Source organism: Bradyrhizobium sp. USDA 4449, from assembly GCF_054056275.1.
The window spans coordinates 5,494,617-5,519,952 of the sequence record NZ_JBSRYD010000001.1 but is presented as its reverse complement, the minus strand read 5'-3'; the positions used below and the strand labels follow the sequence as shown (position 1 = coordinate 5,519,952).

Genomic DNA, 25,336 nt, shown 5'->3' with positions numbered 1-25,336 from the left:
TGAGCCTCTCTGTAGATGATGCGAAAGGTGGGGTTGAGAGCCCCCCGCACGTTTGTACCCGGCCATCATCGGCCGGCTCTCCATAAGCATTTTGCGTGCCAAAAGGCCGCAGCGCGTAGGGTTTTCCACAGCGGCCTAAGCGGTCCGCCGCATGCGGCATAGGAGCGCACCTTCGCGTGAAGCTGCACTGCAATATTCCCGCGGAAATCGCCCGATTCTGGAGCAGGCAGGCTCCTGCCGGAGGTTGCCGATGAAACATGCGTCAACGTCCGGCAACTTTCGCAAAGCGGCGGGACATGCCCAGCAACCTTTGCAATGGCACAGACGTTGGTCATCGACACGGTGCCTTAGGGGGGGCAGACAGCCATCTGCTCAAGAATTAGGCGGAAACTGATCTCCTTTTCAGCACTTTGCTTTTCGGAGTGCGGGGCCGATATGGGGATTCCAGTAACCACATCAGAAGGAGTCGGGCGCACCATGGAGGCCAAGGCGCTTCGACCAAGGAGCAATCGCAATGATGAACAATGGTCTGAGTCACGGATCTGCGACGATCTACCAATTCCCTGTCGGGGGCCGCGCGGCTCTCGCGGGGCGCCGCTACAGCGAGACCCGCCTTCCCGCCGATCACGCTTCGCTTCCCGAGAACGCGTCGATCTGCAGCGATAGCTGGTATCACCAGGACGCGGTCGACGAAGCAAAGCCCAAATGGGAACGCTAATGCCGGTCTGGTCCAGGACCGTCGCGTGCTACAAACGCCCGGCGGAAGTCTAAGAAGGGTCGAAACAACGATGTTTCGACCCTTTTTGATTCCGCATCGGACAGGTCGTCTGCAATGATCCGCAGCCGGGATAAAAACAAAAGCTGATCCCAATCATTCAGGCCGGGCCCATGTCACACTCCCCTTCCCGTCACCTCGCCTTGCAAGGCGCCAGCAATTTTCGCGACCTCGGCGGCTACGCGACAAGCGACGGCCGCACCACGCGCTGGCGCCACATCTTCCGCTCCAACCATCTCGGCCAGCTCACCGCAGAAGACATCGAGATCGTCCGCGCACTCGGCGTCAGAAGCGCGTTCGACTTCCGAGGCGTCGAGGAGCGCACGGCCGGCGTCTGCGTCGTGAACGAGATCACCGTGCATTCGTTGCCGATCGAGCCGACGGTCGTGGCTTCCCTGCGCGCCGAGCTCGCCAGGGGCGCGCTGACCGGACCGGTCGCGCTCGAACTCATGCGCGAGTCCTATCGCAACTATGTCCGCCACAACACGCACAGCTTCCGCACGCTGTTCGGCCATCTGCTGGAAGACCGTGCCCCGCTCGTGATCCACTGCACCGCCGGCAAGGACCGTACCGGCTTTGCCAGCGCCCTGATCCTGCATGCGCTCGGCGTGCCCGATGACGTCATTTCCGAGGATTATCTGCTGACCAACCGTCACTACAGGCGCGACGTCTCGAGCGTCTCCGATCTGCCGGCCGATGTCCTCGACGCGATCGGCTCGGTCAACGCCTCCTATCTCGATGCCGCATTCGAAGCCGTCCGTCGCGACTATGGTGATGTCGAAACCTACTTGCGCGAGGGCCTCAAGCTCGGCACAGCAGAGCGCACCGCGCTGAAGGCGCGCTATCTTCAATCATGAGGCGCCCGCGCCGGGAGATCGATGATGCAAGGCAAGGTTCTGATCGTGACCGGTGCGCGCGGCGCGCTCGGCAAGGTGGTCGCCGACATCGCGGTATCGCGCGGCGCGCGGATCGCCGGCATCGATTACGCGGCCTCGCAAATGCCGGCGACGCCTGAACGCATCGAGATCGGCGGCGTGGACCTGTCCGACGCGGCGCAGGCGAAGACGGCCGTCGAGGCTGCCGCCAGGCATTTCGGCCGACTTGACGCATTGGTCAACATCGCCGGCGGCTTTGCCTATGAGACCGTCGGCGATGGCGACATCACGACCTGGCAACGCATGCATGCGCTGAACCTGCTGACCGCGCTCAACACCTCGCGCGCGGCGCTGCCGCATCTTGCCGCCTCGAACGCCGGCCGCATCGTCAATATCGGCGCCATGGGCGCGCTTCAGGCCGGCGCCGGCATGGGGCCTTATGCGGCATCGAAGGCAGGCGTGCATCGCCTGACCGAGGCGCTGGCCAGTGAATGGAAAGGCAAGGTGACCGTCAACGCGGTGCTGCCGTCGACCATCGACACCAAGGCCAACCGCGCCGACATGCCGAAAGCGGATTTCACCAAATGGGTGACGCCGCAGGAGCTCGCCGAGGTGATCCTGTTCCTCGTCAGCGACGCCGCAGGCGGCGTCACCGGCGCGCTCATTCCGGTGAGCGGACGGGTCTGATCAATCCGGCACCAGCAGCCGCAGATTGCCCTTGAAGCGGATGCTCTGCTTGCCGGCAAGCGCCATGCCCTCACCGTAAGCGGTCTCGTCGGTATAGGTGCCGCTGAAGCCGATGGTCACGACCTTGCGGCCCCACACCGGGCGCTCGTCGAACGAGGGCGAATGCTCCTCGTTGGTCAGCTCGCCCTTCCATTTGCCGTCGGCGGACGTGTAGCTGCCATAGGCGAAGAAAAACGAATCCCCACCGCGCATGGTGCCGTCGTGCAGCACCATGACACCCTGATTGCCGCCCTGGACACTATCCAGAAACGCGATCCGGATGTGATAGAGCCCATTCCTGATCGTCATAGTTGCAAGCGCCCTGTTCGCCACGCGGGGATATAGCTGGCCTGACGGCGTCCAGGCAAATGCCGGTCAGCCCGGAGTCTGATCCGGGCTAGACTGACGGCAACTGATTCTCCGATCGGAAACTCCCTTGGAAACCGCGCTCTACCTCCCCGTCAAACGATTCCTCGAAGGCCTCGGCTTCGACGTGAAGGGCGAGATTCGCGGCTGCGATCTTGTCGGCCTCAGCGCCGGCAATCCGCCAGTGGTGGTGATTGGCGAGCTGAAGCTCGCGTTCAATCTCGAACTGATCCTGCAGGCGGTCGATCGCGCGCCGGCGGGCGACGAGATCTGGATCGCCGCAAAGATGTCGATCCGCGGCAAGGGACGCGAGAGTGATGCGCGTTACCGCAATCTCTGTCGTCGCCTCGGTTTCGGTATGCTTGGGGTAACCGACAAGGGCCAGGTCGAGGTGCTGGTGAAGCCGCCGACGGCAGCTCCGCGCCGCGACCCGAAGACCCGCTCGCGCCTCGTTGCCGAACATCAGCGCCGCCAGGGCGATCCCGTGCTCGGCGGCAGCACCCGCGCGCCGATCATGACGGCCTACCGGCAGCAGGCGCTGACCTGTGCGTCAGAACTCGCGGCAGGCCCGCGGCGCGTGCGCGATTTGCGCGAGCGCTGTCCCGACGCCGGCAAGATCTTGCTTAACAATGTGTATGGCTGGTTCGAGCGAGCCGACCGGGGAATCTATCGACTGACCCAGGCAGGACTCGCCGCGTTGAAACGTTGGCCCCAACAGCGGATCGAGGTCGATGCCGGTGTCTCGTCACCGCCATGACGCCAAACCGTTGCATAGCTGAGATGCCACATTGATTTCATATTGCAATGCAACATTGATCGCACTAGGTATCCCGGCATCGAAACGAGGCCCTTATGAGCGCAGACTGGAATACCAAGTACGGCACGCGGCGCGTCCGCCATGACCCGCCGACCCTGGATGAGGCGATCTTCGCCGCTGTCGGCATCACCGACGACCAGGAGCAACAGGCGGAGATCGCTGCCGCTCTGATGGGGATGCCCATCGAGATCGTTCAGGCCGAGGTCAGGAAACAGGCCCGCACCAACGGTCGCATCACCGCCACGCGGGTGATTGCCGGCGAACAGGGTGCGCAGCGCTCGGTTGTGGTCGAACGCCGTGTCGTTCGCCGCTTCGGCAACGACAAGCGCACCGGCACCTAAGCGCTCATTCCCATCGCTTCATTAAAGAAGCGGACCGGCCTGAGCCGGTCCGCTTTTTGATTCAGGCCTTTAGTCTCACGCTGCACGATTGCCGTACATGCTGGAGATCAGCTTCCAGCAGGTCGAGTTGAAGCTGAGAAGCGCGCGGCCGGCCTTGAACGGCGCGGCGGCGAGATCGGCAAGCTCGTCCTCGGGAGCCTTGGTCAGATCGATCGTGCCGGTCGACTCGCCATGGCGGAACTGCAGATGCGCACCGAACTTCTTGGCGAGCGCCCGCATGGCATGGTTCTCCGCACCCGTCGTGACGCGTAGGCTCTTGTAGCCCTTCCAGCGCGCTTCCGCGATCAGGCGGCTGAACAGCACGGTGCCGACATTCTGGCGGCGGGCTGAGGCTTCCACGCTGAAGGCGACTTCGGGCAGCGAATCCCCCTCCGGCGGATGCAGCTCGGCCGCGCCGCGGACCACGCCGTCGACGATGTAGGCGACGATCACAGTGCCGTCCTCGGCGCAGCGGGCGGCGTAACGCTCGATGAAGCTGTCGTCGAGAAAACCGTTGAAACGGTCATGCCGGCTCTCGGCATCGAGCCGCAGCAGGTGATCGCGCAACAGCGGCAACTCTTCCTGCTGGCTCAAGGTCCGCACATAGCCGGGAACGGATGTTGCCTGGGCGGTGTCTTCAAGTACCACGTCAAAACTCCTCTTGGTGTCCCTCGAGGAGGCGTTCGAATCCCTAGGCGCCCAATATTGTGCGTCGCACCAAATTTTTCAAGGCGGGAACCTGCCTCAAGTTTCGAGCGCGGGGAGCGACCAATTCGTTAACAAAATCAAGCCCCCGTAATCTTACAGGACCAGCTGTGTCTGGGTCACCAAGGCAACCAGCTTGCCGTCCTCAGTCTCCAACCGGGTGGTCCAGACCTGGGTCCGGCGACCCCGGTGAACAGGCGTGGCGGTGGCGATGACGATGGTGCCCTCCTTGGCGCCTCCGATGAAGTTGGTCTTGCTCTCCAGCGTGGTCGTGCCCTTGGCGCCCTCCGGCAGGTTGATGACGGTCGCGGCAGCCCCGACCGAATCGGCGAACGCCATCACCGCGCCGCCGTGGATGGTGTGATACAGCGTGCAGAGGTCCGGCCGCACCGTCATCCGCGCCACCACCCGATCTTGTTCGGCCTCGACGAATTCGACGCCTTTGAGCTCGGCGAACGGCATCTTCATCGCTTTAACTTTCTCGAGCGGCGTCATCAGATCTTCTCCCAATTCGTTGGTGTCTCACCGTGAAAGGCTTCCTGCGGCAAAGCAATGACGTCAGAGGTCATGGCTGCTGTGATGTCGGCCCTCCCGTGGAGAGCGTTCTCGCGTCTCTCCCGTGTCATGGGGAGACATTTCCTCCTCACGTCACCGCATTCACGACCTGATACTCCGGCCGGCGCCACACCTCACCCGCGATCACCTCCTCGATGATCTCGGCTGCCCGCATGATCTCGCTCTCGCCAATGTAGAGCGGCGTGATCCCGAACCTCATGATGTCGGGCGCGCGGAAATCGCCGATCAGGCCGCGCGCGATCAAGGCCTGGATCGCGGCATAACCGCCCTCGAAGGCGAAGGAGACTTGCGAGCCACGGCGTTCGTGTGCACGCGGGGTTACAAGGCTCAGAGATGGGCAGCGGCGTTCGACTTCGGCAATCAGGCGATCGCCGAGCGCCAGCGAGCGGGCGCGGACCTCCCTGATGTCGACGTGATCCCAGACATCGAGCGAAGCCTCCAGGGCCGCCATCGCCAGCACCGGCGGCGTGCCCACGCGCATGCGCTCGACACCGCCGGCCGCCGCGTAGCCGAGCTCGAATGCGAAGGGTTTTGCGTGGCCCATCCATCCCGACAGCGCGACGCGCGCGCCACCGGCATGATGTGGCGCGACGTAGAGGAACGCCGGAGCGCCCGGCCCGGCATTGATGTATTTGTAGGTGCAGCCGGCTGCGAAATCGACGCCACAACCGGCAAGATCGACCGGCAGCGCGCCGGCCGAATGCGCGAGATCCCACACCGTGACGATGCCGAGCGCACGCGCCTTCGCCGTCAGTTTCGCCATGTCGTGACGGCGGCCGGTGCGATAATCGACCTCGGTGATGTAGAGCACCGCGATCTCTTCCGAGAGCGAAGCCGCGATCTCCTCCGGCGCCACAAGCCGCAATTGATGGCCGCGCCCGAGCGTCGCGATCAGGCCTTCGGCCATGTAGAGATCGGTTGGGAAATTGCCTGTGTCAGACAGGACGACCTTGCGCGATGGGTTCATGTCGAGCGCGGCCGCGAGCGCCTGATAGACTTTGAGCGACAGCGTGTCCCCAACCATCACGGACCCGGCCTCCGCGCCGATCAGCCGCGCGATGCGATCGCCGACATGACGCGGCTGGGCATACCAGCCAGCGGTGTTCCAGGCGCGGATCAACTCAACGCCCCACTCGGTCGTAATCACGCGGTTGACGCGCTCGGCGACGCCAAGCGGCAGCGCGCCCAGCGAATTGCCGTCCAGATAGATCACGCCCTCGGGCAGCCGGAACAGCGCTTTGGTGTCGTCATAGACGCGAAGCTGGGTCATGTCGGGCCCTACAAAATCGTCCGGACGCGCCAGAGTTCGGGGAATAGCTCGACCTCCAGCATGCGCTTGAGATAGCTGACGCCGCCAGTGCCACCGGTCCCGCGCTTGAAGCCGATGACACGCTCGACTGTGGTGACGTGATTGAAGCGCCAACGACGGAAATAATCCTCGAAATCGACCAGCTTTTCGGCGAGCTCGTAGAGCATCCAGTGCGTCTCCGGCGCCTCGTAGACGATACGCCAGGCCTGCAGCACGCCCTCGTTGAAGCTGTGGGTTTCGCGGACGTCGCGCGCGAGCACGGCGGCCGGCATCTTCAGCCCGTTGCGATCGGCGAGCCGCAGCACCTCATCGTAGAGGCTCGGCGTGGCAAGCTCGGCTTCCAACATCCTGGTCGTTTCCACATCGTGCGCGTGCGGCTTCAACATGGCGTGGTTGCGGTTGCCGAGCAGATATTCGATCAGCCGGTACTGGCGCGACTGGAAGCCCGAGGACTGGCCGAGTTGGGACCGGAAGCGGGTGTATTCGCTGGGCGTCATCGTGCGCAACACATCCCAGGCGTTGTTGAGCTGCTCGAAGATGCGCGACATGCGCGCCAACATCTTCATCGCGGGCTGCACCTCGTCTCTGGCGATGGCCCGGCGCGCGGCGCTGAGCTCGTGGATGGCAAGCCGCATCCAGAGCTCCGTGGTCTGATGCTGGATGATGAACAGCATCTCGTCATGCGCCTCCGACAGCGGATGCTGGGCACCGAGGATCGCATCCAGCGCCAGATAGTTGCCGTAGGACATGCGCCGGCTGAAATCGGTCTCGGCGCCTTCGTTTGAGGGATCGTAATCGCTGGACGTCATGACAGGCCCTTTCGATCGATCATCCCTACGACAGTCAGTCGAGGCCAATCAGCCGCGCGGTGATCGGCGACGACGGATCCTTGAGCCCATCGATCACGGTGAAATGGTTGAGCCCGGGATCAATCACGAGGCGCGTCGGCACGTCGAAGCCGGTCCAGACGTTGGCGAACAGGTCGGACTGGCGGATGAATTCCGGCCGCTCGCTGCCGCCGACCCAGGCGGTGACAGGCGCATGTCCGCGCGGCAGGTGCAGCGCGGCGCTTTCGAGCGTCGCCTCCTCCATGGTCATGCGCAAGGTGTCGTTCATCTGCGTCTTGAGCAGCGGCCGCAAATCATGCAGGCCGCTGATCGAGAGCGTGCCGAGGATCCGGTTGAAGACGGCAGGCTCAAGCCGGCTGTCGTCGCACAGCATGCGCGTGACGAGATGACCACCCGCCGAATGCCCGGCGAGCCGGATCGGCCCTGAGACAAGCGAAGCCGCCTTCGCAATCGCGGCGGTGATTTCGGCAGTCATGTCGGAGATGCGAGCGGCCGGCGCAAGCGTGTAGCTCGGCAAGCAAACCGTCCAGCCGTGGTGCCGCGCGCCTTCGGCGAGATCGGTCCAGTCCGATTTGGCAAGGCGCATCCAGTAGCCGCCGTGCACGAACACGACCAGGCCTTTGCTGTCGCCATCCGGCAGGACCAGGTCGAAGCGCTGGCGCTCATCGGAACCGTAGGCGATATCAGGGCGAAAGCCTTTCAACCCGGCGCGATAAGCCGCCGCCCGCTCCGCCCATTGCGCCGGCATCTTGTCCGAGCCCGGGATATGGGCCGAATTGGCGTAAGCATCATCCCAGTCGCGCATCGTGACTCCCTGGGGCTCGTTCGCCGAACCGGGCGCCAGTCTGCCACCGGTCAGGGCGGCATCCTAGTCTTTATTTTAAGCTTAAAGGACTTGGCAATATATCTCCCCCGACGGAGGAGCCGCGAGGATGAGGGTCTAACGGCCCGGTCCGTCATTGCGAGCGAAGCGAAGCGATCCAGACCTTCTCCATGGGAGCAGTCTGGATTGCTTCGTCGCACCAGCGCAAAATTGCTACGCAATTTTGTCGCGGGCTCCTTCGCAATGAGGGCGGAGAGTGCGACTGCGGCTGCTACGCCGTCTCCACGCCGCACCATTCCGCAATGAACAGCGCCATCGCCTTGGTGGTCTTCTTCAGCGAGTCCAGCTCGACATATTCGTTGAAGCCGTGCATCGCGCCGCCGCTGGCGCCGAAGCAAAGGCTCGGAATGCCGCAGTTCAGTCCGTAGAAGCGAGTGTCGGTCAGTGCGGTGAAGACGAGATCCTCGACGGCACCGCCGTAGACCTTGTTGAACGCCTTGCCGAACGCGGCTTCCGGCGCGGCGGAATCGGTCAGCTCATAGCCTTCCGAGAGGAAGCCCGACCATTCGACCTCCGGCGGGTTGTTGGCGAGGAAGCGGTGATTGCGCGAGGCGGCTGCGACGCAGGCAAGGATCTCCTTCTGGTGATCGGCGACCGACCAACCAGGCAGAACGGCGATGCGGCAATCGACGTCGCACCAGGCCGGCACGCTGGAGGCCCAATCGCCGCCCTTGATGATGCCGGGGTTGAAGTTGATGGGATGGTTGAGCGTCCTGAAGTGACGATCGGCCTTGGCGCGCTCGTTCCACTCGATCTCGAGCTTCTGCAGGGCTTGGACAAGGTGATAGGCCGCCATGATCGCATTGGAGCCGGAGCCGGCAAACGCAACATGCGTCGGATGGCCCTTCACCCGCAGGCGAAACCAGATCACGCCGACCTGCGAGCGCACCATCTTGCCGCCTGTCGGTTCCGGAATGAAGCAGGCATCGGCCCGATAGCCGCGCTGCAGCGTCGAGAGGGCGCCGACGCCGGTGCTCTCCTCCTCGATGACAGACTGAAAGTGAATCCGCGCCGTCGGCCTGAAGCCCGCCGCCTTGATCGCGTCCAGCGCATAGAGCGCGCCGATGGTGCCCGACTTCATGTCGCAGGCTCCGCGGCCGAACATCTTGCCGTCCTTGATGATGGGCGAGAACGGCGGGGTTTCCCACACTTCCAGCGGCCCCGCTGGCACGACATCGCAGTGGCCCTGGAGGATCAGCGATTTGCCGGCCTCGGTCGTCGGCCGATAGGTACCGACGACTGAGCGTGCCCTGGAGAAATCATGCTCGATCGGTCCGAAGCCGCGCAGATCTCGCAAGTCGTCGACCTTGATGTGCCAGTCGTCGACCTCGTAACCCCGCGCGCGCAGGAGATCGCCCATCATGTCCTGGCACGGCCCCTCCGCCCCACGGGTCGAAGGGATCGCGACGAAATCACGGGTGGTCGCGAGCTGGGCTTCGAAGCCGGCGTCGACCGCGTCAAGAATCCTCTGCTGGGTCTCGGCATTCATTGGGCAACTCCGCGCATCCGGTGATCAATAGCGCGCGCAAGCTAGCCGATTTCAGCCGTTCGGGTACTCGACAAAATGAGCATCCCGCAATGCATCTTCGAGCAGTCGCCCTTCCGAATAGCCCTTGAGTGTCGCAGGCCGGCTCACGCCATCGAGCAGACGCGAACAAGGTTCCGGCGCGCCGAGAACGGTGCGGACCGGAATCCGCTCGGCATAGATGGGCAATCCGTAGTCCTCATCGTCGTCGGCAACGCCCTTGGCGCGGACCTTTGCGGAGGCCTCCTCGATCTCCATCGCGATGAAGGAGGTCGCCTTGACCTCCTGGGTGCTGCTGGCCCGCAGGCTCGCCGTGCGATCCGGAAAGAAGCGGTCGACCATGGCCACCACGGCCCGCTCCTTCTCCGCGGGGTCGGTGACGAGATAGGCGGTGCCGAAGGCCATGACCGCGCGATAGTCGGCGGAGTGATTGAAGCCGCAGCGCGCCAGGACAAGGCTGTCGAGATGCGCGACCGTCAGGCACACCCGCTCACCCTTGGTCTGGTTGCGCAGCATGCGGCTCGCGCTCGAGCCGTGCCAGTAGAGTTTCGTGCCCTCGCGCCAGAAGAAGGTCGGCGTGCAATAGGGCTGCCCCTCGATCACATACGAAACGTGGCACATCATCGAGGAGTCCAGGATGCGGTGAACGGTGGCGTGATCATAGAAGCCGCGGTCGTGCCGACGCTTCACCTGGTTGCGCGCTGACGTCGGATAGGACTGTTGGCTTTCAATCTGGCTCACGGCCGCTCCTGTCATGCCCCGAACAATTCCAGAAGAGTTGTAGCTGCGCATTTGGTCTACGATAGTACCAATTCCATGCAAAAAATTCCGACCAATTCGCCTGGGAAAGCCGAGCTGCCGCTCGATCTGACGGGCCGGCACGTCACCGCCGGCGCCTCCTCGGCGCACCGGCTCTATCAGGCGCTGTGCGAGATGATCGTCTCCGGCCTGGTGAAATCAGGCGAGCCGCTGCCGCCGTCGCGGACGCTGGCAAAGCAGACCGGCTTTCGGCGCAACGCCGTCGTCACGGCATACGAACGTCTGATCGCCGACGGGTTTGCGCAAGCGACCATCGGCTCGGGGACCTTCGTGGCCGCGCGCATTCCCGCACGCGCCGTAGCCGCAAACAAGCCGATGGTCATCGTCGAGGCGGCCGGGCAAGGCGCGCTGGCGCTCGGCTGCACTCATATTGACGAGCGCGCCGTACAACGTTTTCGCGCCTTCGCCGGCCGGCGGATGCGGGCCTTCGGTAGCGAACATCTGCATTACGGCGACCCGCGCGGCAGCCGCGAATTGCGCGCAGCGATCGCCGATCATCTGCTGTCGGCGCGGGGGCTGCGCTGCGATCCTGATCAGATCATGCTGACGTCAGGCACGCTGCACACGCTGCGAATCGTTCTCAGCGCGATCCTGAAGCCCGGCGATCAGGTCTGGTGCGAGGACCCTGGCTACCCCATTGCGCGCAGGACCATGGCGCAGTGCGGCTATCGCATTGTGCCCGTTCCGGTCGACGTGGACGGACTGCAAGTCGCGAGGGGTCGCGCCGCCGCGCCGTCCGCGCGCGCAGCTTATGTCACACCGTCGCATCAGTTTCCGCTGGGCGTGCAGATGTCGATGCCGCGCCGGCTCGCGCTCCTCGACTGGGCGAGGCAGGCCGGCGCTTTCGTGCTCGAGGACGATTACGACAGCGAGTTCCGCTACGACGGCGCGCCGCTGATGTCGCTTGCTGGCATCGATCGGCTCCAGCGCGTGATCTACATGGGCACGTTCGCCAAGACGCTGTTTCCGGGCCTTCGCATCGGTTATTGCGCCCTGCCCGAGCGCCTGATCGCCGACGTCACGACCGCACGCGCTGCGCTCGATCGTTTCCCCGGGACGCTGATGGAAGGCGCCGTCGCCGACATGCTGAACTCCGGCGCGTTCGCGGCCAATCTGAAGCGCGTACGAAAACTCTATCGCGAGGCACGCGACGTGCTGGCCGAAACGCTCGAAGCGACGTCAGATGGTGCGCTGTCGGTCCCGGTGCCGTCACAGGGCTTGCACCTCGTCGCGCGGTTCGATCCGTCGGTTGCGCCAGCGATTGCGGCTGCGGCGAAGCTAGCCGCGGGCGCGGAAGGCTGGTTGCTCGCCGACACCTATGCGCGGGCTCGCCCTTTGCCCGGTTTCGTGCTGGGATTCTCGGGGCACGCGGTTCCAGACCTCGTCTCCGCCGCCGAACGGCTCGCCGGCGAAGCGCGCGCCGCCTTGCGCAGCAAAGTCAGGGCGGATCGTCGGGCGTGACGAAGGTTGACTATCAGAATCGCGGACCGCTCCTTACCATCGCGGCACTTGATTCCGGGACCTCTCATCATGTCAGACGCTACGACATTCGGCCGCGCAACCTGCCTTGCGCTTCTGATCTCCACCATCCTTGCCTCGATGGCCTCCGCAACGACAGTCGGCCGTGAGCAGGATATCGTCGACCTCAAGCTCGGCCAGCGCGTGCAAGTGGATGACGGAACCTGTCCGGCCGGACAGGTGAAGGAAGTGCGCGGATCGAAGATGACGGACAAGGGCGTCGTGCGAACCGCCAATTGCGTGGCGCGATTCGGCCCGAAGTCGAGGTGACGGCTCAAGACTTCGCGGGGTCGAACATGCACTGCAGGGTCGGCTTGGCGATCTTGGTGAAGGTCGCCCCGATCTCGCTTTGCTTCGCCACCGGCACCCAATCGGTCTCGATGGTCGGAACACCGGTCTCGCTGATGCCGCGCAGCAGTGCTTCGCGCAGGTCGCGATCCTCGACGACGGCGGCGGCATGATCGTGCAGGCAGCCGCAAACCTCTTCCGGATGCTCCCAGCGTCCGAGCATGCGCGGAGCACATTGCCGCACGAACTCGTTACGCGCATCCGGCAACCGGCTCGGTGCGCGCACCTGCGCCTGAGAGGAGCTGATCGTCAGAAGGAACAGGAACGCCGCGGCGCCGAGACGAAGGTACATGATGGCCTTTGACGGCTGATTTTCTTATTTGGGATCAGAAGCGCGACGCAAGGACGATCGGCTGCGGCGCAGTGGTTGTGATCGGCGAGCCACTGTACTGGAAGGTGCCGATACCGGGCAAATTACCGTCAGGTGCGCCGGCAAACGAGGAGCCGGCGAGCACGAAGCCGAAAGCGAGGATGAAGCTGAGCGCACGCATGGATCTGTCTCCGGATTGCGGGGCCGGCGGTGTGCCGTCGTCGTCGTCAGCCTGATAACCATCTGCGGTTTCTCCCGTGATGCGCCAAAAGCCCAAAATGATTTCGTTCCGGATGAGAATTGTTTCGTCGCCCTCTCGCGACGAAACAAATCTCCGAAATCATCAATCATTTCAGATCGGGCGCGCGATGGCTTGAACCAGCTTGGGAGCAAGTGTCCGCGCAACTCGAAGCACTGCGTGAACGCCAGCGCATCACTGCGTGAACGCCAGCGCGTCACTGCGTGAAGAAGTCGCCGCACTTCTGGACGTTCGCGTCAGCCGGCCCCCACGGCATGATCGGCACGGTCGAAGTCGAGTTCTTCGGCGATCCCTCGATCAGCTTGTCCGAATAGACCATGTAGACCAGCACATTGCGCTTGGCGTCGCAGCCGCGCACGATCTGCATCTTCTTGAAGAAAAGCGAGCGGCGCTTGCGGAACATGTCGTCGCCCTGTTCCATCTTGTCCCTGAACTTGATCGGGCCGACCTGGCGGCAGGCCAGCGAGACGTCCGAGACCTCCTCGGCAAGACCGAGCCAGCCCTTGAACCCACCCTTTTCCGGCACCGTGAAATGACAGGCCACGCCCTCGACTTCAGGATCGTCCAGACCATAGGTCGCGAGCTTGTCATTCGGGCTCATCCATTTGAACACGGTGGAGCGGCGGAAGATGAGATCGGGCTCGTCGGCGGCGGATGCGGACGCCAGGGGCACGGTCAGAGCGAGAAGGAATAAAGCAAGGCCTTTCAAGCGGATGCCGGAAAGACCGGGGAAACGAGATGACATGAAGTTCTCCGGTAACAAGTCCTGGCAATGTAGGCATGAGGCGGCCGATCAGGAAGATGACGGAAGCCGGCCGCGGCCGCCGTTTACCGCTCCGTGAGGCTTTTTTGCTACGTGTAAAACAAAAGTCGCTGATCGCAGAACTGCCGTGCTGGTGAACGCGTATCCCCTCTGCGACACTAATGTCTGAATTGGATGCGGATTCGAGGAATGAACAGCGTGAACGGGCCCCATGTTTCAGCCGCGTCGGCACGGCTGTGGCAGGTCGCGATTCTGGCGGCGGCCGGTGCGATCGGTACGGCTGGTCAGGCGGAAGCGGCGTTCTATTATTATCCCGATTATTCCGACGGAGCCTACGGACGGCAGGAGCGGTATCCCGAGGAGCCGCGCCTGAAGCCGCAGAAGCGCGGCGCGGCAGCCGCCAAGACCAGGAAAGGGTCGCGCGTCGAGAAGGAGACCAACGCGAAGCCGCAAGGTCCACTCGTCATCGTCGTCTCGATCGACCGGCAGAAGGTGACGGTCTACGACTCCAACGGCGTGTTCGCGGAATCGCCGGTGTCGACCGGCATGAAGGGCCATTCGACCCCGATGGGCGTGTTCAGCGTCATCCAGAAGCACAAATTCCACCACTCCAATATCTACAGCGGCGCGCCGATGCCGTACATGCAGCGCATCACCTGGTCCGGCGTCGCCATGCATGCCGGCGTGCTGCCGGGCTATCCGGCCTCGCACGGCTGCATCCGCATGCCGATGGCGTTCGCGGTGAAGATGTGGAACTGGACCAAGATGGGTGCGCGCGTGATCGTATCGCCCGGCCAGACGACACCGCAAAGCTTCTCGCATCCGCTGCTCGCCTCGCTGCGCGTTACGCCGCAGCCTGCGGCAAGCCTCGAGCCGACGACCAGCGTCGGCGACAAGGCGGACAAGGGCGCGCCGGAGACCAAGGCCGCGGACGCCAGGCCTGTTGAAACCAGGCCTGTCGAAACCAAAACCGCCAGCGCTGAAGGCGTGCCGGAGCTGCGCTCAACGGTCGGCCATGTCGTCATGTCGGATGCGACCGCGGGCACTGCCCCGATCCGCGAGGAAGGCGCCAAAGCCGAGGTCAACGCCGAGGCCTCCGAGCCGGCCAAGCAGCCCCCGGCCACTGCCAAGGCGGATGAACCGGCTGAGCCCGCGGATGCCGCGAACACTGAAGCGAAGCCGGCCGAGGCCGCGGAAGCGCCCAAGGCGGCTTCGGATGCCGAGCCGACCAAGGCCGACGCAGCCGCGATCGAGCCAAAGCCCGACGCCGCGTCGGCCATGGCCCCCGCGCAACCCGCTTCTCCGGACGCGAAGAAAGACCAGACCCGCGTCGCCGATCCCGCGCCGTCGGTGAAGCCGGAGCTGCCAAAGCGGGGCGGTCAGATTGCGGTGTTCATCAGCCGCAAGGATTCCAAGCTCTATGTGCGGCAGAACTTCGCGCCGCTGTTCGATGTGCCCGTGACGATTGCTGCGAGCGACCGGCCGCTCGGCACCCATGTCTTCACTGCCGAAGCCGACAAGACCGATGCCAATGCGCTGCATTGGTCGGTGGTGTCGCTGCCCGTTGCCGTCCGCGCCGCCGCGCGCGAGGAAGATGGCCACGTGCTGCGCCGCCAGCGCGGCGCTGCGGTGATCCCGGTTGCCGCAAAGCCTGTCATCACGCCCGACAGCCCGGCCGAGGCACTGGACCGGATCACGATCCCTGCGGACGCCATAGCCAAGATCAACGAGATGCTCACGTCAGGCGGCTCGGTCATCGTGTCCGACCAGGGCATCAACCAGGGTGAAACCGGCGAAGGCACCGACTTCATCGTCCGCCTCTACTGAGCCGGGAACCACGATAACGCGGTGTTGAGCAGGCCAGTCGCCACGGCGGAGTAAGCTTCGCCCCGGATCGCATCCGGGGAACGCCGCCATATGTTGAACCGCAGAATCGTACTCACAACGGCGCTGCTCGCAGCAGCTGCCTCGGCAACGCGCGCACGCGCCGATGGCGGAATGAGCCGGATGCCCGCCTACGCCTTCTCTTTCCCCGCGCTATCAGGCGACGACATTCACCTCGCCGCCTTCAGCGGCAAACCGCTGCTGATCGTGAACACGGCCTCGCTCTGCGGCTATACCCCGCAATATCAGGGGCTGCAGGAGATCTGGAGCGAGTTTCGCGAGCGCGGCTTGACTGTGATCGCCGTCCCCTCCAACGATTTCGGCGGCCAGGAGCCCGGCGGCACCAGCGAGATCTCGCAGACCGCGCACCACCAATACGGCGTTACCTTTCCGATCGCCGCCAAGGCCGTCGTGGTCGGACCAAAAGCGCATCCTTTCTACAAATGGGCGGCCGAGGCGCGCCCCAAGGAGGTTCCGAAGTGGAACTTCCACAAATACCTTGTTGGCCGTGACGGCTACATCGCCGAGGTGTTTCCGTCCGCCGTGGAGCCGGCCGACACCCGCATCAAGACCGCGATTGCCCGGGCGTTGGCCGACAGCTGACGCGCCCGGCTGAAACAGGGCTGGGCACAATTGTCGTGGAGCGCCAAACAGCCGTTGCAATGGCGATGGAGCACCATCTAGGCTACGGTCAGCTAAGATATTGTGGGCAGGATGGGTTTTGCCGGAGGCGAAAAGCCACGGCGGAACAACGGGATCAATCTCGAGGACAACACCATGCGTGTGGCGGCAAAACTGATTTTGGCAAGCGCGATCTCCGTTGCGCTGACAGGCGCGGCATGGTCGCAGACCCCGGCTGCAAAACCCGCAGCCGCGACGCAGGCGGCTCCCGCGGCCACACCGGCTGCGGCTCCGGCAGCCGCGGCCCCCGCAGCGCAACCGAACGCCGCAGCCTTCCCGCCTCCGCCGCAGCAGGCGCCGCAGCCGGCGCGCGCCGCATGCACCAATCCGAACGCGCTGGGCGTCGCCCGTACCGTCGAGATCGACACGACAGGCGGCCCCGGCTTCGGCTTCGAGCATTTCAAGGAGCTCGACTTCCTGCGCGACAAGGAGGTCGTGCTGACCTTCGACGACGGTCCCTGGCCGCGCAACACGCCCGCCGTGCTGAAGGCGCTCGCCGACCAGTGCACCACCGGCATCTTCTTCTCGATCGGCAAGCACGCCACCTACGAGCCGGAGCTCCTGAAGCAGGTTTACGCGGCCGGTCACACCATCGGCACCCACACCTGGTCGCACGCCAACCTCAACGACAAGAAGCTGTCCGAAGCGCAGCGCAAGGAGGAGATCGAGAAAGGCATCAGCGCCGTGAAATGGGCGCTCGGAGGTATCTCGCCGGCCGCGTTCTTCCGCTTCCCGGCGCTGCAACATCCGCCTGAAATGGTCACCTATCTCGGCAATCGCAATGTCGCGATCTTCTCCTGCGACATCGACTCCTTCGACTTCAAGGCGTCGAAGCCCGAGAAGGTGATCGACACCGTGATGAAGGGGCTCGAGAAGAAGGGCAAAGGCATCATCCTGATGCACGATTTCCAGAAGCACACGGCGGAAGCCCTGCCGGAACTGCTGAACCGCCTCAAGGCCGGCGGCTACAAGATCGTGGCGATGCGCGCCAAGGCGCCGGTCGCCTCGCTGCCCGAATACGACCAGGAACTGATGAAGGACGTGAAGCTGCCGACGGTGAGCACGCGTCCGGTCAATTCCGTGGTGACGACCGTTTCCGAATAGTCGTCACTTGTCGTTCCATTTCGAAGGCTACGTCATCGTTTCGGCGGACGGCATGCTTGCCGACGCGAGCCATGTCATGCCCGACAGTCTGAGGTTCAAAGGCGACAAGCTGTTCTTCGAGCAGGCGCTCGACGGTGCCGCGCTGATCGTGCACGGCCGCAACTCCTATGAGGCGCAGGCGAACTCGCCCAAGCGCAAGCGGCTGATCCTGACCCGCAAGATCAAGGCCCTCACCGTCGATCCGGAGATGCCGAACGCGACGCTGTGGAATCCCGCGCATGCGAGCTTCGAGGAAGCCTGCGCCTTTGCCGATGTCGCCTCGGGACGCGTCGCCGTCATCGGCGGCCCCACCGTGTTCGACATGTTCATGGACCGCTACGACACGTTCTGGCTGTCGGAAGCCCCGCATGTGCGGTTGCCCGGTGGTGAGGGCTGTTTTGGGGATGTCCCCAGGCGGACGCCGCCCGAGGTGCTGACGTCACACGGATTGACTCCAGCCGCGCCGTATCTGCTCGATGCGGCGCATGATGTGACCGTCACGCCTTGGCGGCGCAACTAGCGCCTACACGTCCCCGTAGGCCGTCTCGGCCGAGCGCGTGGCGCGGCCATAGCCCATGATCATGAACAGCGCCCCGATGATCGAGAGATTCTTCAGCGCGTCGATCACAACAGCCGCGTTCTCAGGCGCCGCCTGATTCCAGAAATCAGAGAACAGGACCGTCGATGCCGCGACGTCGATCACCATCAGCATTGCAAAGAAGCGCGCGCCGAAATTCAGCGCAATCATCAGCCCCGCGATGATCTCGAGGCCGCCGACCGCGATCGCCAGCAGCTGCGGCGTGGTCATGGCGGTCGCGGTCTCGACCTGCTTGGCGTAGGGCGCGATCACATCGGGGATCACGAGCTTGCCGGCGATGAAATCCGCCGTCGCCTGGATGGCGAAGAGCTTGGTCGCGCCCCTGTAGATGAACAGCACGGCGAACAGGATCCGCCCGAAAGTCACGAACGCTGGCATGGTCGGCCTCTTGGCAAAACACTGGGCACGGGGTGCGCCTGCGGATTATGGAGAGTCCGATTGCCGTTTTCAAACGGGGAAATGGAAACCTGGGACTTATTCAAATTTGGTGGTGTGGGCGGACTCCTTCTTCCCTTGTGGGAGAACGTAGGCGGCCTTCGGCCGCCGTACCTGGCAACGCCGAAGCGAGCTTCGGCTACGGCGCCGGATAAGGGGTTCGCTCCACGAATTCAATCAAGAGAGGCGTTCGCGGAGGGAACCCCTCACCCGTCTCTCCGCTACCTCGGCGAGCCCCCTCTCCCACAGGGGGGGAGAGGGAAAGCAGGACCTCGCCCTTACGTAAACAACGTCGGCTGCTGCCGGGCCGCCCGCTCCTGGGCTTCGACCACGGCAACCGCCGTCATGTTGAGGATGCCGCGCGCGGTCACCGATGGCGTGAGGATATGCGCGGTCCGCGCCGGGCCGATCAGGATCGGGCCCACGGGGAGCGCGTCCGCCAGCGACTTGATCATCTGATAGGCGACGTTGGCGGTATCCAGGCTCGGCGTGATCATGATGTTGGCCTCCCCCTCAAGCTTGGAGTGCGGCAGCACCATTTTTCGCGCGGCAGCCGAAAGTGCGGTGTCGCCCTGCATCTCGCCGTCGGCCTCGATCTCGGGATGCTTCTCCCTCAGCAACTGGGTCGCCCGGCGCATCTTGCGCGAGGAGTCGGTGTCGTAGCTGCCGAAATCCGAATGCGAGACGAACGCGATCTTCGGCTTGATGTTGAAGCGCTGGACGTGGACCGCTGCCAGCGAGGCGATCTCGGCGAGCTCCTCCGGGCCCGGATTCGGCCGGACCTGGGTATCGGCGATGAAGAACGCCCCCTTGCTGGTGATCAGCAGCGCCAGCGCGGCATAGTCGCTGACGCCGGGCGAGAAGCCGACGATCTCGCGGACATGGCGCAGATGGCTCATATAGCGGCCCTCGACGCCGCAGAGCATGGCGTCCGCCTCCCCGCGCGTCACCGCGAGCGCCGCGATGACCGTGTTGTTGGTGCGCACCACCGTGCGCGCCGCATCCGGCGTAACGCCCCGCCGGCCGGCGAGCTCGACATAGGACTGCACATAGGAACGATAGCGCGGATCGTCCTCGGGATTGACGAGGTCGAAATCCTTGCCGGCCTTGATGGACAGGCCGAACCGCTTGATGCGCGCCTCCACCACCGAGGGACGGCCGACCAGGATCGGCGTCGCCAGCTTCTCCTCCAGCACCACCTGCGTGGCGCGCAGCACGCGCTCGTCTTCGCCTTCGGCGTAGATCACGCGCACCGGCTGGGTCTTGGCCTTGGCGAACATCGGCTTCATGACGAGCCCGGAGCGGAACGCGAAGCGCTCGAGCAGCGCGCGATACTCGTCGAAATTGGTGATGGGGCGCGTCGCGACACCTGATTCCATCGCCGCCTTGGCAACGGCGGGCGCGATGCGGAGAATCAACCTGGGATCAAAGGGACTCGGGATCAGCGAGCCGGGCCCGAAGCCGCCCGCCTCGCCGGTATCGAGGCTGCCCTGGGAGACCGCATCCGACGGCGCCTCGCGCGCGAGCTGCGCGATGGCCTCGACGGCGGCGTGCTTCATCTCCTCGTTGATGGCGCTGGCGCCGACATCGAGCGCACCGCGGAAGATGAAGGGGAAGCAGAGGACGTTGTTGACCTGGTTCGGATAGTCCGAGCGCCCGGTGCAGATCATGGCGTCGGGACGCACTTTCCGCGCTTCTTCCGGCATGATCTCTGGAGTCGGATTGGCGAGCGCCATGATCAGCGGCTTTTCGCCCATCGCCTTGGCCATCTCGGGCTTGAGCACGCCCGGTGCGGATAGCCCGATGAAGATGTCGGCCCCGCCGATGACGTCGCCAAGCGTGCGCTTCTCGGTCTTCTGCGCGTAGACAGCCTTCCAGCGATCCATCGTGGTGTTGCGGCCCTCATGCACGAGGCCATCGATGTCGCACACCCAGATGTTCTTGCGCTGCGCCCCCATCGAGACCAGCAGGTTGAGCGTCGCGATGGCCGCGGCCCCTGCCCCCGACGCCACGATCTTGACCTCCGACAGTTTCTTGCCGTTCAGGCGCAAACCATTGGTGATGGCGGCGGCGACGATGATCGCGGTGCCGTGCTGATCGTCATGGAAGACCGGGATCTTCATGCGCTCCTTCAACTGCGCCTCGATCTCGAAACATTCCGGCCCCCGGATGTCTTCGAGATTGATGCCGCCGAAGGTCGGCTCGAGCGCCGCCACGGTCTCGACCACGCGCTCGATCGTGTCGGCGGCGATCTCGATGTCGAACACGTCGATGCCGGCGAATTTCTTGAACAGGACCGCTTTGCCCTCCATCACCGGCTTGGACGCCAGCGGGCCGATATTGCCGAGGCCGAGCACCGCGGTGCCGTTCGAGACGACGGCGACCAGATTGGCGCGGGTCGTCAAGGTCGCGGCTTCCGCCGGGTTCTTGGCGATCTCGGTGCAGGCGGCGGCAACGCCCGGAGAATAGGCAAGCGCGAGGTCGCGCTGGTTGGCGAGCGGCTTGCTCGCCTGGATCTCGAGCTTTCCGGGGCGCGGCAGACGGTGATAGGCCAGTGCCGCCTGGTGGAGATCATCAGAATAGGACGACATGCGGTCTCTTGCCTCGCGTTACCGGCCTCAAAATGCCTCATCCGGAGCAGCTGTCCAAGCGGCCAGTTATTTCCGGGTCATGGAAACCGGATCAAGCACGGCCGAAGGCCCGGTGGCAACATCCGATTGCATCGACATCAACAGGGCGCGTCGTCAAACGTCTGATTGCGCTAGCTTTCCCTGGACCTTGCGACGTTTCCCGAATATGCCAGGTTGCGCAGCGCACAACGAACAACTGGAGCTGGGAATGAAGCGAATCCTGATCGGCCTGGTCGTGACAGCCGTGCTCGCGGCGGGCGGATGGTTCGGCTTCAACCTTTATGTCCGGCACCGGGTCAGGGCCGAGGTCGAGGCCGCGTTCGAGCAGTTGCGCGCCGGTGGCGGCAAAGCGAACCACGGCAAGGTCGGCTTCGACGTGATGAGCAGGACGCTGACCATCGAGGACATCGCGGTCACGCCCGGCAGCCAGCCGCGGGCGCAGGTCAAGATCGCTGGCATCAAGGGCACCGGCGTTCGCCAGATCGACAACACCAGGTTTTCGGCCGACAGCATCGAGATCACCGGCATTGACGTCGCGCTGGATCAGGTCGGCCAGGCCAAGGTGAACGGATCCTACAAGATTCCGCAACTGACGATGCGCGACTATGCCGGCCCCCTTCACATCGGGACGGCACCAACGAACGGCTCCTTGATCGATCTCTACCGCTACGTGCTCGGTCAATATGCGAGCGTCACAGCGTCCTCGCTCACTGCGCCGACGCTGACGATGAGCTTCGATTCCGGCAGCGGTCCCGGTGGCAGCGGCGAGATCACCTATTCCGGATTGGTGATCCAGAACCTGAAGCAGGGCAAGATCGATGCGATAAAGGCGGACCGCGCCACCATCTCGGCCGACGTGAGGCAGCCAGGCAAGCCGGACAAGCTGACCGGCGAGCTGTCCAACATCATCGTCAACGATTTCGATGCGACCGGGATCATCGCCGCGCTCGATCCCAAGACCAACAGTGACGAGACCTATCGTCGCGTCTACCGGCAAGTCTCGGCCGGTCCCTACGCACTCAAATCGGCTCAGGGGTTGCGTCTCGATTTCGACGGCTTCGTGATGGAGGACGTCGACGTGCAACCGTCGAAATTCCGGCTGGACGAGCGATTTGACGCGCTGTCGCAACTACAATCGGCTGTTCCGACGCCGGCACGGTCGCGCGAAATGCTGGAGAAGATCGCCGGAATCTATGAGGGTCTTCGCATCGGCAAGGCCGAGATCAGCAAGATCTCGATCGGCACGCCGGAGGGGACCGGAAAGGTCAACGCGATCAGATACCGCGAGGGCGAATTCGCGATCGAGGGCGTCGATACACCGGCCCCGCAGGGTCAGTTCAAGATGGAGCGCTTGGCGCTGAAGTCGTTCAGCGCAGCAACTCTGGTGCGCTTGGGGGCGGGCCTCAGCAATCCCGGACAGACGCCCTCGCCGGAGCAGATGCTGAGCCTGTTCCGCGTGCTGGAAGGCGCCGAGATCAAGGGCGTGGTCTTTCCCTACAAGAACACGCGGCAGCTCGTCACCATCGACACGATCAGCCTGAACTGGGGCCAGTTGATCGGATCGATCCCGAGCAAGGCCAATCTGGTCGTCAAGATGGTCGCCCCTGCCGATGCCGCCAATCCGGCGCAACGGCTGCTGATCATGGCGGGCGTCGACAAGCTCGCGATCGATCTCGACCTCGGCGCGGCCTGGACGGAATCGTCGGGCGCATTCGCGCTCGCGCCTGCGACCATCGATCTCGGCAATCTCGCCCGGGCGCAGGCCCGCTTCGCGCTCGCCAACGTGCCGCGCGGCCTGTTCACGACCGATCCGGCGCAGGCCATGGGTCAGGCGGCGCAGGTCGAGACCGGCGCGATCGAGCTTTCCTTGCGCGACAGCGGCGTCGTCGACCTCGTCGTGGCGCAATTCGCGCGCATCCAGAATGTCAGCCGCGACGCCGCCCGCAGCGCCATCGTCGAGATGATCAGGGCACAGGGCGAGAAGATCGCAGCCTCCAATCCCGATGCGAGAGTGGCGGTGGATGCGCTTGCACGCTTTGTGGAAACGTCAGGGCAAACGCTGACGATCAAGCTGACCCCGCTCGGCAAGCTGCCGGTGCTTCAGCTCATGGACGCGCTGAACCACGAGCCGGTCGTCGCGCTGGCGCAGTTCCGGATCGAGGCGTCGACGGGCCTTTAGAGGAGAAGCACACCTCTCTCACCGTCATTGCGAGCGCAGCGAAGCAATCCAGAATCTTTCCGCGGAGGGACTCTCAATTGCTTCGCTGCGCTCGCAAAGACCATGTGGAGAGAGTCTCTCCCCGCAGGCGGAGAGAGACGAATTGCCTCACTTCTGCGGCAGGTTCACCCGCACATGCAGCTCGCGGAGCTGCTTCGGCGTGGCCTCCGACGGCGCGCCCATCAGCAAATCCATCGCCTGCTGGTTCATCGGAAACAGCGAGATCTCCCGCAAATTCGTCGTGCCACAGAGCAGCATCACGATGCGGTCGACGCCTGCGGCCATGCCGCCATGCGGCGGCGCGCCGTACTGGAAGGCGCGGTACATGCCGCCGAAGCGATCGACCACCTCCTGCTCGCCGTAGCCGGCGATCTCGAACGCCTTCACCATGGCTTCCGGCACGTGGTTGCGGATGCCGCCCGAAGCGATCTCGTAGCCGTTGCAGGTGATGTCGTACTGGAAGGCCTTGATGGTCAGCGGATCCTGGTCCTTCAACGCCTCGAGACCACCCTGCGGCATCGAGAACGGGTTGTGCGAGAAGTCGACCTTCTTGTCGTCCTCGTTGTATTCGTACATCGGGAAGTCGACGATCCAGGCGAGCTCGAACCGCTCCTTGTCGGTGAGGTTCAATTCCTCGCCGACCTTGTTGCGGGCAAGGCCCGAAAACTTCCAGAACTTGTCGGGATCGCCGGCGACGAAGAAGGCAGCATCGCCTTCCTTGGTGCCGATCTGGGCGCGGATCGCAGCGGTGCGCTCCGGCCCGATGTTGTTCGCCAGAGGACCCGCACCCTCGCCGCCTTCGCGCCACATGATGTAGCCCAGACCAGGCTGGCCTTCACCCTGCGCCCACGAGTTCATGCGGTCGCAGAAGGCGCGGCTGCCGCCGCCCGGCGCCGGGATCGCCCAGACCTGGTTCTTGGGGTCTTCGAGCATGCGCGCGAACACCTTGAAGCCGGAGCCGCGGAAATGCTCGGAGACGTCCTGCATCTCGATGGGGTTGCGCAGATCGGGCTTGTCGCTGCCGTATTTGCGCAGCGCCTCGGCAAACGGAATCCGCCGCCAGCCCTTCGTCACCGGCTTGCCCTTGGCGAACTCCTCGAACACGCCGGTGATGACGGGCTCCATTGCCGCGAACACGTCTTCCTGCGTGACAAAGCTCATCTCGACGTCGAGCTGGTAGAACTCGCCCGGCAGACGGTCGGCGCGCGGGTCCTCGTCGCGGAAGCAAGGCGCGATCTGGAAGTAGCGGTCGAAGCCCGACATCATCAGCAGCTGCTTGTACTGCTGCGGCGCCTGCGGCAGCGCGTAGAATTTTCCCGGATGGATGCGCGAGGGCACCAGGAAGTCGCGGGCACCTTCCGGCGAGGACGCAGTCAGGATCGGCGTGTTGAACTCGAAGAAGCCCTGCGCCTCCATGCGTCGGCGCATCGACTTGATGATCTCGACGCGCGTCATGATGTTCTGGTGCAGTTTTTCGCGCCGCAGGTCGAGGAAGCGATACTTCAGCCTGATATCCTCAGGGTATTCCTGGTCGCCGAACACAGGCAGCGGCAGGTCGCCGGCAGGTCCCAGCACCTCGATCTCGCTGACGTAAACCTCGATCTTGCCGGTCGGCAGATCGTCATTGTCGGTGCCTTCGGGGCGGCGGCGGACCTTGCCGTCCATCTTGACCACGAATTCCGAGCGCAGCTTTTCGGCCAGCGAGAATGCCGGCGAATCAGGATCGACCACGCACTGGGTCAGTCCGTAATGATCACGCAAATCAATGAACAGCACGCCGCCATGGTCGCGAACGCGATGGACCCAGCCCGAGAGGCGAATGGTCTCGCCGATGTTGCTCTCGCGGAGCGCGCCGCATGTATGTGACCGGTAGCGATGCATGGTCGTCCCAAAATCAATGTCGGAGGATACGAATCGGACCGCCTGAAACGACCGGTCCGAAGTT

The 25,336-nt window shown here is 64.1% G+C and carries 26 protein-coding genes; 12 read left to right on the top strand and 14 right to left on the bottom strand.

The features are described from left to right. Window positions 1-514 precede the first annotated feature (514 nt). The 3 genes from ACVIIW_RS25740 (at window position 515) to ACVIIW_RS25730 (ending at window position 2,337) form a co-directional block, all read left to right on the top strand. Window positions 515-718 (top strand): DUF2735 domain-containing protein, encoded by a 204-nt coding sequence (locus ACVIIW_RS25740; protein ID WP_456703302.1) that lies wholly within the window; start codon window positions 515-517, stop codon window positions 716-718. A 170-nt stretch (window positions 719-888) separates the two neighbouring features. After that, entirely contained in the window at window positions 889-1,632 is a 744-nt protein-coding gene (locus ACVIIW_RS25735; protein WP_456703301.1) for a tyrosine-protein phosphatase, read from the top strand. Between the two features lie 24 nt (window positions 1,633-1,656). Beyond that, window positions 1,657-2,337: an SDR family oxidoreductase gene (locus ACVIIW_RS25730; protein WP_456703300.1), complete on the top strand. Its 681-nt coding sequence runs from the start codon at window positions 1,657-1,659 to the stop codon at window positions 2,335-2,337. On the opposite strand, the gene ACVIIW_RS25725 is transcribed toward ACVIIW_RS25730, so the two are convergent. Beyond that, the gene (locus ACVIIW_RS25725; RefSeq protein WP_456703299.1) at window positions 2,338-2,685 is read right to left on the bottom strand and encodes a hypothetical protein; all 348 of its coding nucleotides are present in this window, start codon (window positions 2,683-2,685) and stop codon (window positions 2,338-2,340) included. Window positions 2,686-2,812: 127 nt separating this feature from the next. On the opposite strand from ACVIIW_RS25725, the gene ACVIIW_RS25720 reads away from it, so the two are divergent. Beyond that, on the top strand, window positions 2,813-3,499 hold the full coding sequence (locus tag ACVIIW_RS25720; protein ID WP_456703298.1) for a DUF2161 domain-containing phosphodiesterase: 687 nt from the start codon (window positions 2,813-2,815) through the stop codon (window positions 3,497-3,499). Between the two features lie 95 nt (window positions 3,500-3,594). After that, window positions 3,595-3,900 carry a hypothetical protein gene (locus ACVIIW_RS25715; RefSeq protein WP_456703297.1) on the top strand — a complete coding sequence of 102 codons (306 nt, stop codon included), beginning with the start codon at window positions 3,595-3,597 and terminating at the stop codon, window positions 3,898-3,900. Window positions 3,901-3,975: 75 nt separating this feature from the next. Here ACVIIW_RS25715 and ACVIIW_RS25710 read toward each other — a convergent pair whose 3' ends face one another. From ACVIIW_RS25710 to ACVIIW_RS25680, 7 genes are all read right to left on the bottom strand, one after another. After that, entirely contained in the window at window positions 3,976-4,587 is a 612-nt protein-coding gene (locus ACVIIW_RS25710) for an N-acetyltransferase family protein (protein WP_456703296.1), read from the bottom strand. A 153-nt stretch (window positions 4,588-4,740) separates the two neighbouring features. Then, on the bottom strand, window positions 4,741-5,139 hold the full coding sequence (locus tag ACVIIW_RS25705) for a PaaI family thioesterase (RefSeq protein WP_456703295.1): 399 nt from the start codon (window positions 5,137-5,139) through the stop codon (window positions 4,741-4,743). Window positions 5,140-5,287: 148 nt separating this feature from the next. Beyond that, window positions 5,288-6,490: a kynureninase gene (kynU, locus tag ACVIIW_RS25700; protein WP_456703294.1), complete on the bottom strand. Its 1,203-nt coding sequence runs from the start codon at window positions 6,488-6,490 to the stop codon at window positions 5,288-5,290. A gap of 8 nt (window positions 6,491-6,498) precedes the next feature. After that, window positions 6,499-7,338, bottom strand: a complete 840-nt coding sequence (gene kynA, locus ACVIIW_RS25695; RefSeq protein WP_456703293.1) for a tryptophan 2,3-dioxygenase — start codon at window positions 7,336-7,338, stop codon at window positions 6,499-6,501. Between the two features lie 34 nt (window positions 7,339-7,372). Next, window positions 7,373-8,182: an alpha/beta hydrolase gene (locus ACVIIW_RS25690; RefSeq protein WP_456703292.1), complete on the bottom strand. Its 810-nt coding sequence runs from the start codon at window positions 8,180-8,182 to the stop codon at window positions 7,373-7,375. Window positions 8,183-8,471: 289 nt separating this feature from the next. Beyond that, window positions 8,472-9,749, bottom strand: a complete 1,278-nt coding sequence (locus tag ACVIIW_RS25685) for an ArgE/DapE family deacylase (protein ID WP_456703291.1) — start codon at window positions 9,747-9,749, stop codon at window positions 8,472-8,474. A 51-nt stretch (window positions 9,750-9,800) separates the two neighbouring features. Continuing rightward, window positions 9,801-10,526 carry a pyridoxamine 5'-phosphate oxidase family protein gene (locus tag ACVIIW_RS25680; protein ID WP_456703290.1) on the bottom strand — a complete coding sequence of 242 codons (726 nt, stop codon included), beginning with the start codon at window positions 10,524-10,526 and terminating at the stop codon, window positions 9,801-9,803. Window positions 10,527-10,601: 75 nt separating this feature from the next. Here ACVIIW_RS25680 and pdxR point away from each other — a divergent pair, with 75 nt between their 5' ends. Then, complete coding sequence (pdxR, locus tag ACVIIW_RS25675) at window positions 10,602-12,065, top strand: MocR-like pyridoxine biosynthesis transcription factor PdxR (protein ID WP_456703289.1); 1,464 nt, start codon at window positions 10,602-10,604, stop codon at window positions 12,063-12,065. Between the two features lie 69 nt (window positions 12,066-12,134). Next, window positions 12,135-12,392 carry a DUF6719 family protein gene (locus tag ACVIIW_RS25670; protein ID WP_456703288.1) on the top strand — a complete coding sequence of 86 codons (258 nt, stop codon included), beginning with the start codon at window positions 12,135-12,137 and terminating at the stop codon, window positions 12,390-12,392. Window positions 12,393-12,396: 4 nt separating this feature from the next. On the opposite strand, the gene ACVIIW_RS25665 is transcribed toward ACVIIW_RS25670, so the two are convergent. From ACVIIW_RS25665 to ACVIIW_RS25655, 3 genes are all read right to left on the bottom strand, one after another. Next, entirely contained in the window at window positions 12,397-12,762 is a 366-nt protein-coding gene (locus tag ACVIIW_RS25665; RefSeq protein WP_456703287.1) for a hypothetical protein, read from the bottom strand. A gap of 34 nt (window positions 12,763-12,796) precedes the next feature. Beyond that, the gene (locus ACVIIW_RS25660; protein ID WP_456703286.1) at window positions 12,797-12,961 is read right to left on the bottom strand and encodes a hypothetical protein; all 165 of its coding nucleotides are present in this window, start codon (window positions 12,959-12,961) and stop codon (window positions 12,797-12,799) included. Between the two features lie 274 nt (window positions 12,962-13,235). Next, window positions 13,236-13,784, bottom strand: coding sequence for a CreA family protein (locus ACVIIW_RS25655; RefSeq protein ID WP_456703285.1), 549 nt, complete (start codon window positions 13,782-13,784; stop codon window positions 13,236-13,238). Between the two features lie 207 nt (window positions 13,785-13,991). Here ACVIIW_RS25655 and ACVIIW_RS25650 point away from each other — a divergent pair, with 207 nt between their 5' ends. The 4 genes from ACVIIW_RS25650 (at window position 13,992) to ACVIIW_RS25635 (ending at window position 18,030) form a co-directional block, all read left to right on the top strand. Next, window positions 13,992-15,629, top strand: a complete 1,638-nt coding sequence (locus tag ACVIIW_RS25650; RefSeq protein WP_456703284.1) for a L,D-transpeptidase family protein — start codon at window positions 13,992-13,994, stop codon at window positions 15,627-15,629. Between the two features lie 90 nt (window positions 15,630-15,719). Beyond that, the gene (locus tag ACVIIW_RS25645; RefSeq protein WP_456703283.1) at window positions 15,720-16,289 is read left to right on the top strand and encodes a glutathione peroxidase; all 570 of its coding nucleotides are present in this window, start codon (window positions 15,720-15,722) and stop codon (window positions 16,287-16,289) included. A gap of 174 nt (window positions 16,290-16,463) precedes the next feature. Then, window positions 16,464-17,471 (top strand): polysaccharide deacetylase family protein, encoded by a 1,008-nt coding sequence (locus ACVIIW_RS25640; protein ID WP_456705266.1) that lies wholly within the window; start codon window positions 16,464-16,466, stop codon window positions 17,469-17,471. Window positions 17,472-17,478: 7 nt separating this feature from the next. Continuing rightward, a complete protein-coding gene (locus ACVIIW_RS25635) occupies window positions 17,479-18,030 on the top strand; it encodes a dihydrofolate reductase (RefSeq protein ID WP_456703282.1) in 552 nt (183 codons plus the stop codon). Between the two features lie 3 nt (window positions 18,031-18,033). On the opposite strand, the gene ACVIIW_RS25630 is transcribed toward ACVIIW_RS25635, so the two are convergent. Together ACVIIW_RS25630 and ACVIIW_RS25625 are read right to left on the bottom strand one after the other, a co-directional pair. Further along, complete coding sequence (locus tag ACVIIW_RS25630; protein WP_456703281.1) at window positions 18,034-18,486, bottom strand: DoxX family protein; 453 nt, start codon at window positions 18,484-18,486, stop codon at window positions 18,034-18,036. 335 nt (window positions 18,487-18,821) lie between these two features. Beyond that, entirely contained in the window at window positions 18,822-21,134 is a 2,313-nt protein-coding gene (locus tag ACVIIW_RS25625) for an NADP-dependent malic enzyme (protein WP_456703280.1), read from the bottom strand. A gap of 247 nt (window positions 21,135-21,381) precedes the next feature. On the opposite strand from ACVIIW_RS25625, the gene ACVIIW_RS25620 reads away from it, so the two are divergent. Then, entirely contained in the window at window positions 21,382-23,352 is a 1,971-nt protein-coding gene (locus tag ACVIIW_RS25620; protein ID WP_456703279.1) for a hypothetical protein, read from the top strand. 147 nt (window positions 23,353-23,499) lie between these two features. On the opposite strand, the gene aspS is transcribed toward ACVIIW_RS25620, so the two are convergent. After that, complete coding sequence (gene aspS / locus ACVIIW_RS25615; RefSeq protein ID WP_456703278.1) at window positions 23,500-25,272, bottom strand: aspartate--tRNA ligase; 1,773 nt, start codon at window positions 25,270-25,272, stop codon at window positions 23,500-23,502. Between the last annotated feature and the right edge of the window lie 64 nt (window positions 25,273-25,336).